This window comes from Bowdeniella nasicola, assembly GCF_001907295.1.
GTDB classification, from domain to species: Bacteria; Actinomycetota; Actinomycetes; order Actinomycetales; family Actinomycetaceae; genus Bowdeniella; species Bowdeniella nasicola.
In genome coordinates, this window is the sequence record NZ_MQVR01000089.1 from 1 (window position 1) to 9,326 (window position 9,326).

Here is a 9,326-nt window from a genome sequence, read left to right on the forward strand (position 1 = left end):
CCCCGATCTAGTCGAGGCGTTCGACGCGTGCCACACTCTGTGCTGGAACGCCGACCCCGACCGGTGGCACGAGACAGTGACCACCTGGCTCAAGGCCCGCGTCCTGCACTGATCGGGAACACACATCGACCACTCTCGGCACCTGTCTCGTTCGGCCACGCCCGGAGAAACCCAACTCAAGCCGTACCTCCACCGGTATCATCGTGAGTGCTGGCCTGACTGGGCCATAGAACGAGGGAGGACCAACGTGGCTGAGCCGTGGCTGTCCGCTGACGACATCGCCGCCCACCTCGGGGTCACCAAAGACACCGTCTACACCTGGATCGCCGAGAAGGCCATGCCCGCCCACAAGGTCGGACGCCTCTGGAAGTTCCAAGCCAGCGAGATCGACGACTGGGTGCGTGCGGGCGCGGCGGCCAGCGACGACGAGACCGCTCAGCGGCCCACGCAAATGTCAGCGGTCACTCCTACGATCGTGACGACGAGCACGGGAAGGGGAGACGATGACGCTGAGTGAAGCCCAGCGCTTGGTGAAGTCTAAGCAGCGCGTTGCCGATCACGGCGAGGTGTTCACGCCGGGGTGGATGGTCGAGGACATGCTCGATCTCGTCAAGCATGAGTCCGAGCGGATCGACTCTCGTGTGCTCGAGCCCGCCTGCGGCTCCGGCAACTTCCTTGTCCCAGTCCTAGCTCGCAAGCTCGCCACCGTCCAACTTCGCCACGGCAAAAGCGAGTTTGAGAGGCGTCACTACGCTCTGTTTGCGCTGATGTGCACGTACGGCATCGAGCTCCTCGCAGACAACGCCGAGGAGTGCCGCGACAATCTCGCCGAGGTATTCAACACCTTCCTAGGTATCAGCGACGACGACCAGTGGGCGCAAGCGGCACGCGCGGTCCTAGCCGTGAACATCGTGCAGGGCGATGCCTTGACCATGACCGTGCCAAGCGGTCAACCGATTACCTTTCCTGAGTGGGGCTACCTCGGCAAGGGGAAGTTCCAGAGGCGCGACTTTCGCTACGATGACCTCACTCAGCGCGCCTCGTACGAGGGAACCCTGTTCGACGAACTCGACGACGATGACCTGTTCGTTCCCGCGCAGACCTATCCGACGATGACCGTCCGCCAGATCGCCGAGGCGGCCGTATGACCCTTGCACCATTCACCCTACGAGGGCACAACCCGGATGTCCTGACCTGCATCGCAAACCTCTCGAACGATGAGGTCTTCACCCCGCCCGAGTTCGCGAACCAGATGCTCGATACGCTCACAACCGCGTGGGCAGACGCCAACGACGGCGCGAACATCTGGGCTAACCCCGATGTCACGTTCCTCGAAGCTTTCAACCCGACTTGGATACAAAATGGCGGCACACTCGCGTTGGCTGCGTGAGTGGTTCAAATGAGAGATGATTGGTTCATCCCACACGGTCGCACCTTCCAGCGCCGTCGGCCACGTGATCAGGAGGGATGAGTATGGTATTTTCGCCGATCCACCGTGCATTGGGCCTTCCGTCTGGTGAATTCTCGCTCCCCCTCATCGAACAAGCAATTAAGAGCGGGGTTGAGGAGAGCGTCGATCTCGACTGGAAGCAGCAGCTCTACGATCCTAGGAAGCCCAAATGGGACGAGGAAGCCGCGAAGGACATCGCCGCTATGGCAAATAGCGGTGGTGGCTGGATCGTTTTCGGGGTTGCCGAAGACGGAGAGCGCAACGCTGCATCTGAACTCACGCCGGTGCCCTGGTCCGCTGACATCCAGCAGCGAATTCTGCGGGTTGCATACGCAAAGATCGGCCCACCTGTCCTGGGGCTGGAGTTCCACGCCCTCGCCACGGAGAGTGGCAATGTGGTAGCTATGCGAGTTCCCGACTCGCCGGACGCCCCTCACTTCGCCCGAAAAGGCGACGATGCGTTCATCGCACCGCGTCGTAATGGTCCGCACACGGTATTCATGAGCGACCGCGAAATAGAACGTGGGTTCCGCGAACGTTTTCAATACGCCGATGATCAAGAACGAAACCTTCAAGAAAAGTTCGTGCGTGCATCACAGGCTTTGACGCCAGGCGACGGTGTGTTTATCGCAATTGCCGCCCTACCTCTGCAACCTACGATGCACGCAAAGTCTCCCACACAAGAGACCATCTACCAGCTCACCACTCGGCAACCTATCCCCGAGTTGGTGTTCGGCCAGAACCAGCCTCGCACGTGGGAGCGAGGGCAGGTAAAGATCGGCATGCGTCAATGGATTGTTCGTAGCTACCCGGATGAGCGCGCTCAGTATCGGACTTATCTATACGACGATTCCACTGTCCTTGCGGCATACAGGCTCGGCAACCTTTCGGATGGCGAAGGTGCCAAACCCTATTACCCGGTGGGGCTACCAAACCACTGCATGTCTCGGGACGTTGAGTCGGCGGTCATCAGCTTCATCACACTGCTTCGAGGGCATGCTGAGGAACGCCAAGCCAACGGAGGGTTCAGAATCCGAGCTGGACTTGTTGGTGCCAGCGATGAACCAATCTGCATCCGAACCACGGAGGGCAGAACAAACCTTCTCCTGTCGGAAGAGTATGCAGAACCCATTTCGATGTTCCAACCTGTCACTGTCGAATTTGACCCGCTCGCCGCGCCCCTAGAGATGCTCCCTCATGTGAACGATCTTGCGCGCGATCTCATTAACCAGGGCGGGGTTCAATTTCTGAAGATCATGGCCGAGCCAAAAGATCACGAGCAAGAGTTAGCCCCGTAGTCCGGCTCGTTCCCCAGAGGATCGAGCCGAGTTCTCAGCAGTGCGTGGTCGTCCCGTCCCTGAACGTGAACATGATTGCGCCGGCGGTTCCCATTTCGGCGTGGTCGAGGAGGGTGTGCCATAGGTATGGGGTGAACTCGATGTGGTCGATGTCGAGTTTGTCGAGTTCTTCCCGGTAGTGGCGGTAGGCGGCTTGCCGGCTCTCAAGGTCGCTGATCTGGGTTAGGAGTTTGTCGTAGTCGGCGAGTAGCCGGGCATGTTCGGTGTTGAGTTTGTCGAAGCGGCGCTGGTATTCAGTCTGGTCTTGGGCGACGCGGGCGTTGCGGGCGATCAGCGCGTCGATCGCTTCGGCGGCGGCACCGACACGGGCGAAGAGTTGGTCGGCTTCGATGTGCAGGTCGGTGGTGTCGAGCTCGGCGCGCACGGCCTTGTCGACCAGCTCGTCGACCTGGTCCCGGTTGGCGAGGAGGTGGTGGACGGCGTCGAGGAACGCTGTTGTGATCTGCTCGTCACTGACGTGCGGCGTGGCGCATGGGATGCGGCCTGCGTATTTGTGGTTGCACCGCCAGATGCGTTTCTCGTATTTCGAGCCTGCATGCCAGGTTTTCGACCCGTACCAGGCGCCGCATTGCCCGCACCTGATCTTGCCCGAGAACGTCCGCTGCCGGGATGTGGAGCGCCTGCCCGTGGCGGGGGCAGTCAGTTCTGCTTGGACGAAGTCCCACACGGCTGGGGCGATGATCGGCTCATGGTTGCCGGTGACGTAGTACTGGGGTACTTCGCCTTCGTTCTTGACTAGCTTCTTGGTGAGGAAGTCGGCGATGTAGGACTTCTGCAGCAGCGCTTCACCTTTGTATTTCTCGTTGGTGAGGATGCTGCGCACCTGGCGGGCTGACCAGTTCGGGTTCCCGGACGCGGTCTTGTGTCCCTCTGCTTGGAGTTGTTTGGCGATTCCCGTGAGGGAGCCGCCGTCGAGGTAGAGGGTGTAGATGTAGCGCACGAGCTTGGCTTGTTCCTCGTTGATGACGAGGTTGCCGTCCTCACCCCGGTCGTAGCCGAGGAACCGGCTGAATGGAACGGTCACTTTCCCATCCGCGAACCGTTTCCGGTGCCCCCACGTGACGTTCTCGGAAATGGAACGGGCTTCCTCCTGCGCGAGCGAGCTCATGATCGTAATCAGCAACTCGCCTTTGGCGTCGAATGTCCAGATGTTCTCCTTTTCGAAGTACACCTCCACTCCGGCGTCCTTCAACTGGCGCACGGTGGTGAGCGAGTCGACGGTATTGCGGGCGAACCGAGAGACGGACTTGGTGATGATGAGGTCGATCTTGCCCGCGAGTGCGTCGGCGATCATGGTTTGGAATCCGACGCGGCGTTTGGTGGAGGTGCCGGTGATGCCTTCGTCGGTGTAGATCCCGGCGAGCTTCCAGCCAGCGTGTTCGGTGATGTAGCGGGTGTAGTAATCGACTTGCGCCGCATAGGAGGTGACCTGGTCTTCGTGGTCGGTGGACACGCGAGCGTAGCCTGCGACGCGTTTGATCGCTGGTGCGTTCAGGCTGGCTCCGCTGTAGAGCTTGCGGGTTGCTGGGATCGTGGTGATCGTTCGTACCACGTCTTATTCTCCTACCTTGGTTGTGCGCCTGGAGCCTTTCATCGCCTCTGTGGTTGAGGCGCGATAGTCGGGATTGGCCCAGTGGTCGAGCATTTTCCGTCGTTTGCGCTCAGCCACGGAAGGATCAGCAGCGATGGCTTGCTGGGCTTTGCGTGAGCGTTCCCGGCGGCCTTCTTCTCCCAGCTGGGCGTTGACCCGTTTCGCGATCTCGGATTGTCGTGCGCGACGCTCGGGCGTCCATGCAGCCTTCGCCCTGTTTGACCGTGAGATTTTCTTTTCGGCGGGTTCTGCTTGCCTGGTTTTGGAGCGCTGCTTACTGATGGTGGCGCGCTCTTCATCGGTGAGGTTTGCCCAGTATGCGCGTAGTTTTTGGCTGTGGCGTTCTCTGTAGCCGGGAGTGTTCCAGTGGTCTTTGCGATACGACGGGTAATGCAGCGTGTGCGTGGAGGTGGTGCCGTTTTTCAAGACCACGATTGCGGTGTCCGAATCGGGAACATCGATGCGCTGGACCAGCTTGGCGAACACGTCCTCGTTGAAGGCTTCGAGGTTGAGGGCTTCGCAGACGACTTGTTCGAGTGAGGGTTGCGGGATGCGTTTAGAGGCGCATCCGTGCCCTTTTTCTCGGTTCGTCGCGCACACCCATTTACGTCGGCGCGACCCGTCATAGGCAACATTGACCGAGGAACGGTAGTACTTCTCGCATGCTAGGCAGTACACCATGTGGGTGAAAGTAGTCGTGGGGATCGCTTTATTTGCTCGTGCGCCGAGGGAGCGTCTGCGGGTGCGTTCTTCCTGGACGGCTTGGAAGGTCTCGTGGTCGATGATCGCTGGGATGGCATTTTCGACCCGGTACATGTCGGCTTCACCGGTGTTGGGTTTGGAGTGTTCTCCCAGTCGTCCTTTGACCCATCTGCCCAAGGTGAGGGTTCCGGTGTAGGTTTCCATGCGCAGCCACGAACGCAATGTTTCAGGCCTGATGGGCTCACCGGCGCGCGAGCGCACACCGTCAGCCTCGAGTTGAGCGGCGGTTTGTTCGCAGGAAATGTTGGCTAGGTAGTTGCGGTAGACCAGACGCACCACCTCGGCCTCGGCCTCGACGATCTCCACATCGGTGGCGTCGGCGGAGTCTGTGTAGCCGTAGAGGTGGAAGCCGTTGGCTTTGCCTTGCTCGAAGCCTTTGCGCACCCGCCATTTCACGTTCTGGCTGATCTGCTCGGATTCGGCTTGCGCGAAGGAGGCGAGCAGGGTGAGCACGAGTTCCCCGTCGGCGGAGAACGTGGAGATGTTCTCCTTTTCGAACCTGACTTCCACGCCGAGGGTTTTCAACTCGCGGATGGTTTCCAACAGGTCGACGGTGTTGCGGGCGAACCGAGAGATTGACTTTGTGAGGATCAGGTCGATCTCTCCGGTGCGGGCACAGTCGAGCATGGACTGGAATTGGGGTCGGTTGGTGGTGGTGCCCGAGATGCCGGAGTCGGCGAACACGCCGGCATACTCCCAGCCGGGTGTCGATTGGATCAGTTCGGAGTAGTGGGAGATCTGTGCCGACAGTGATTTCGGGGTCCGGTCGGTTTCCATCGAAATCCGGGCATACGCCGCGACCTTTCGTGTCCCCGCTCTCTGGGGTGGCGGGGTCACCCGCTCCATCATCACCATGGACTGCTTTTCCTTGTCTGACTAGGGATTTTGTATCCTTTGCACATCTATACATCACTCTGATCGACCGCGAAGTCAACCAAGGTTTGTGCCTTCAACGCCCCGATTTCCGCACCCGCATCAGCAGCGATCCTGGTCGCGACACTGGCCGCCTGCGCTGGCGTGAGGACACCGGATCGTGTGAGGTTGTCGAGTCGGGCGAGCGCGAGTGCCGTTGTCGTTTCGGCACGAAGTTGGGTAGGTGTCATCGGCGGCCACCTCGGGTGCCGAACCTGTGGCGGATGTAGCAAGCGTGAGAGCAGTACACGCGTGTCTTGTTGCCGTAGGCGGCGAATCCCTGCCCGCACTCGGGGCAGGTGAACTCATAGAACGCGCTCCGTTGCCCTGCTTCGGGGTGAGCGTGCCACCACGAACGCCGACACGCCTCACAGCAGAACTTCGCCGGACGGGCAGACGCAATCGGTGCCCCGCACGACAGGCACCACACCCCGACTGGATCAACGACCTGCGGAACAGACGTGTCGGGGGTAATTCCGGCACGGCGACACCACGTCTTGACCGTGTTGGGGTTTATACCGATGTGAGTGGCGATGTTCGCGTAAGTCACCCCGGCTCGGCGCATCATCGTGATCCGTTCCTGCTGGGTTGATGTCACTGCAGTCATTGGCTGGCTCCTTTCCATCCGAACCACCCAGGCGGGCGGCTTCATCTGTCAGGCACCAGCGGCCGTGAAGCCGGACGGGCCGCGAACACCTGCTCACCCATACGCCCCCGACACCCGCCGAATCCGGACGGCTGAGAGCAACCTCCCCAGAGACGACGAAAAGCCCCGCCACCGCCCATGACGGGTAGCAGCGGGGCTAAGTTTCGCCGGAGCAACGTGGGGTTAATAGCCGAGCTTGGCGTTGACTCGTGCCTGGACGGCGCTGTAGAGGTTGCCCAAGCGGCGCTTACGTTCCTCACCATTGCCATAGTCGCCGCGGATCACGGCGTCAGCGAGGGCATCAATGTTGGGCCCTGCTGGCTTCGGGGCGGGCGCGTTGCCTAAGAGCTTTTCGTTCACGCGAGCCTGAACAGCGGCATAGTTGGTTCCGAGACGTCGCTTACGTTCATCACCGTTGCCGTACTCGCCGCGAATCACTGCATCGGCGAGAGCGTCGATGTTCGGTGCTGCAGGAGCGGGTGCAGGCGCAGGTACAGGTGTAGTAGCAGTGCCGGTCATCTGGTCATACCAAGACTGTGCGCGGGCCATGTAGGCGGCATGCTGGGAACCAGCAAGAGACGCTGGGCAAGCAGTTGCAGAGAAGTCCTTGTGTCCGAACACGTTCTTACCCCAGGCCGGTCGGCCAAGACCGTAGAACTTGCAAACGGCCGCGACGAGGTGCGCTCCGTTATCAAGGCAGGCCTCGGATACAGTCCATGGATCACTGGCCATGTCGGCGTGTTCGATGCCAATACTGGTGGTGTTGGCGGCAAAGTTGCCCGCATGCCAGGCGGTATCACGGTCCCACACGAGCTGGCCGACGCGTCCGTCAGTTTGGACTTGGTAGTGGGCGGAAGCAGGACGGGACTGCCACACGTCGTAACATCCCTTGATGGTGAGGTTTCCGGCGTTGTGGTGGATGATGACCTTATCGATCCGCCTACCGTTACGCCCTGGCGTGTAGTGTGTGTTCATGATGAGGTCGATGTCGGCCTCCAGCGCGAGCCAATTCTTCATCAGTGAATCTCCTTATCTGTTGGGTTTTCAGTGGTTGTTGGTTCGGTCAGGGGTGGTCGTGTTTCGGCGCGGTTAGCGATCGCATCGAGCGCGCCACGCATCTGGACAGGGACGGGCAGTCCCAAGCGGGTGGCGTTCTCGATCAGCGAGATGCCTTCGTTGGACAGGTAGAAGAAAATGACAGCCGCGCGAAGCACACCGGGAGCGCCGAGAATATGGACGTCGATCAAATGGGCTAGTCCGACGAGAGTGAAGATGAGGATCTTTCGGCTGATACCCCTAAAACCAACTGCGCTGGAAAGGCGGCGTTCGTTGATGGCGGCCAGCACGCCGGTGATGTAGTCGGCGATAGCGAAGACGATCAGCGCGTAGACGAGGCCGTCGAGGCCGCCAAGATAAGCGGCGAGCCAAGCACCAATACCAGCGATCCCGGTTTGGATGGCGTGCCAGATGGCGTTTAGAGACATGGATATTTCCTTTCGTGGGCATAAAAAATTGCCCACACCCATCTGGGGTGAAGGCATCAAAAATTGGTGTAGCGCAGCGTGTTACAGGGTCGGGTCGGTAAGCACCTCCAAGATCGGCAGGCTCAAGTCGAACGAGGCCGCCTTGGGCGCTGGGAGTTCTTGGGCTTCGATGGCCTCTGCTGGTGGTGCAGGCGTGGCATCAGATTCAACGGGGATGATCGGAAGCTGAACCTCATCCGGGGTCGAGCTGTCGTCGACTGATTCAGTCAACTCAGTATTTTCTTCCTCGGTGGTCATTGGTTGTCCTTGGTGATGGCGTCGTAGAGGACGTCGTAGGCCTCGGCCGCTTCGCCAGACAGCTCACCCTCATAGCCGTCAAGAAGTGCTTTTACGTCCTTGTCGTGGTCGTCGTAGGTGGGACCCGAAACTTCAGCAACAGATGCCAGTAGTGCGTGGCGTGCGTCGAGGAATTCACTGGCTTTGTCGGGATCGGCGAGGACGAAGGTGCCGTCGTCTGCGAACACTGGTCGACTGTGTTCATCGAGGGTCGCGTAGTGGGTGACGAGGTCGTATTCGTCTTCCCCGAATCGCGCGATCGCTTCCTTCACTAGCGTGAGGAGTTTGGAGCGAGCACGGGACTGAGCGGCCTTGAGCGGCATATTGGTGAGTAGGTCTGCGATGGGTTGGAGGTGCTGGTTGGCGAGCATGATCTTCATGAGTGGTTCCTTTTACTTATGCGAGGGTGGTGGACATGGCCGACAGGCCGGTGTTGGAGAAGTACTGCCACGTGATGTTCGACCCAGACCCGGAGATGGATTTGATCCAGCCTTGATTGAGCAGGCTCAGGATTGCGTTCATCCGTGACATCAAATCCTTGGTGCGATCAAAGAGACGGGTCATGTTGTAATACGAGCCGTTAGTGACGACCATCAGGTCGTAGGTGTGGAAGACGATCTTGGACAGCCCGCTTTGTCCCACCCAGCCCGAATAGGTTCCCTTGCCCGTCAGCGTGCAGTCCTGCAAGGTCACGTTGGATCGCCCCGAGTTTGGTGGAGAGTTCATAGCGGTACGTCAGCCACCACTGGCCGACTGGTTTCAGTGTAGTAGTGTTCCTCGAACTGCG

The 9,326-nt window shown here is 59.9% G+C and carries 12 protein-coding genes; 4 read left to right on the top strand and 8 right to left on the bottom strand.

Going from position 1 to position 9,326, the window contains the following annotated elements; all coding sequences use genetic code 11:
- The first annotated feature begins 247 nt into the window (after positions 1–247).
- The 4 genes from BSZ39_RS15145 to BSZ39_RS11325 all read left to right on the top strand — a co-directional run bounded on the left by BSZ39_RS15145 (position 248) and on the right by BSZ39_RS11325 (position 2,748).
- Entirely contained in the window at positions 248–517 is a 270-nt protein-coding gene (locus BSZ39_RS15145) for a helix-turn-helix domain-containing protein (RefSeq protein WP_083603311.1), read from the top strand.
- A complete protein-coding gene (locus BSZ39_RS11315) occupies positions 504–1,148 on the top strand; it encodes an N-6 DNA methylase (RefSeq protein ID WP_143180514.1) in 645 nt (214 codons plus the stop codon). The genes BSZ39_RS15145 and BSZ39_RS11315 overlap by 14 nt, the downstream gene beginning before the upstream one ends.
- Complete coding sequence (locus tag BSZ39_RS11320) at positions 1,145–1,390, top strand: hypothetical protein (RefSeq protein ID WP_222842948.1); 246 nt, start codon at positions 1,145–1,147, stop codon at positions 1,388–1,390. The genes BSZ39_RS11315 and BSZ39_RS11320 overlap by 4 nt, the downstream gene beginning before the upstream one ends.
- 83 nt (positions 1,391–1,473) lie before the next feature.
- The gene (locus BSZ39_RS11325) at positions 1,474–2,748 is read left to right on the top strand and encodes an AlbA family DNA-binding domain-containing protein (protein WP_236585837.1); all 1,275 of its coding nucleotides are present in this window, start codon (positions 1,474–1,476) and stop codon (positions 2,746–2,748) included.
- 34 nt (positions 2,749–2,782) lie between these two features.
- Here the strand turns inward: BSZ39_RS11325 and BSZ39_RS11330 are convergent, their stop codons facing one another.
- The 8 genes from BSZ39_RS11330 to BSZ39_RS11365 form a co-directional block, all read right to left on the bottom strand.
- The gene (locus BSZ39_RS11330) at positions 2,783–4,360 is read right to left on the bottom strand and encodes a recombinase family protein (protein ID WP_073717434.1); all 1,578 of its coding nucleotides are present in this window, start codon (positions 4,358–4,360) and stop codon (positions 2,783–2,785) included.
- A 3-nt stretch (positions 4,361–4,363) separates the two neighbouring features.
- A complete protein-coding gene (locus tag BSZ39_RS11335) occupies positions 4,364–6,016 on the bottom strand; it encodes a recombinase family protein (RefSeq protein ID WP_073717435.1) in 1,653 nt (550 codons plus the stop codon).
- 244 nt (positions 6,017–6,260) lie between these two features.
- Entirely contained in the window at positions 6,261–6,725 is a 465-nt protein-coding gene (locus BSZ39_RS15150) for a terminase gpP N-terminus-related DNA-binding protein (RefSeq protein WP_425425690.1), read from the bottom strand.
- Between the two features lie 177 nt (positions 6,726–6,902).
- Complete coding sequence (locus tag BSZ39_RS11345; RefSeq protein WP_073717436.1) at positions 6,903–7,736, bottom strand: N-acetylmuramoyl-L-alanine amidase; 834 nt, start codon at positions 7,734–7,736, stop codon at positions 6,903–6,905.
- Entirely contained in the window at positions 7,736–8,260 is a 525-nt protein-coding gene (locus tag BSZ39_RS11350; RefSeq protein WP_425425691.1) for a phage holin family protein, read from the bottom strand. The genes BSZ39_RS11345 and BSZ39_RS11350 overlap by 1 nt, the downstream gene beginning before the upstream one ends.
- Before the next feature lie 24 nt (positions 8,261–8,284).
- Positions 8,285–8,500 carry an acetyl-CoA carboxylase gene (locus BSZ39_RS11355; protein ID WP_073717438.1) on the bottom strand — a complete coding sequence of 72 codons (216 nt, stop codon included), beginning with the start codon at positions 8,498–8,500 and terminating at the stop codon, positions 8,285–8,287.
- Positions 8,497–8,919, bottom strand: coding sequence for a DUF1617 family protein (locus BSZ39_RS11360; protein ID WP_073717439.1), 423 nt, complete (start codon positions 8,917–8,919; stop codon positions 8,497–8,499). Before BSZ39_RS11360 ends, BSZ39_RS11355 begins: the two co-directional genes overlap by 4 nt.
- 16 nt (positions 8,920–8,935) lie before the next feature.
- Positions 8,936–9,232 (bottom strand): hypothetical protein, encoded by a 297-nt coding sequence (locus BSZ39_RS11365; RefSeq protein WP_245792509.1) that lies wholly within the window; start codon positions 9,230–9,232, stop codon positions 8,936–8,938.
- Positions 9,233–9,326 lie beyond the last annotated feature (94 nt).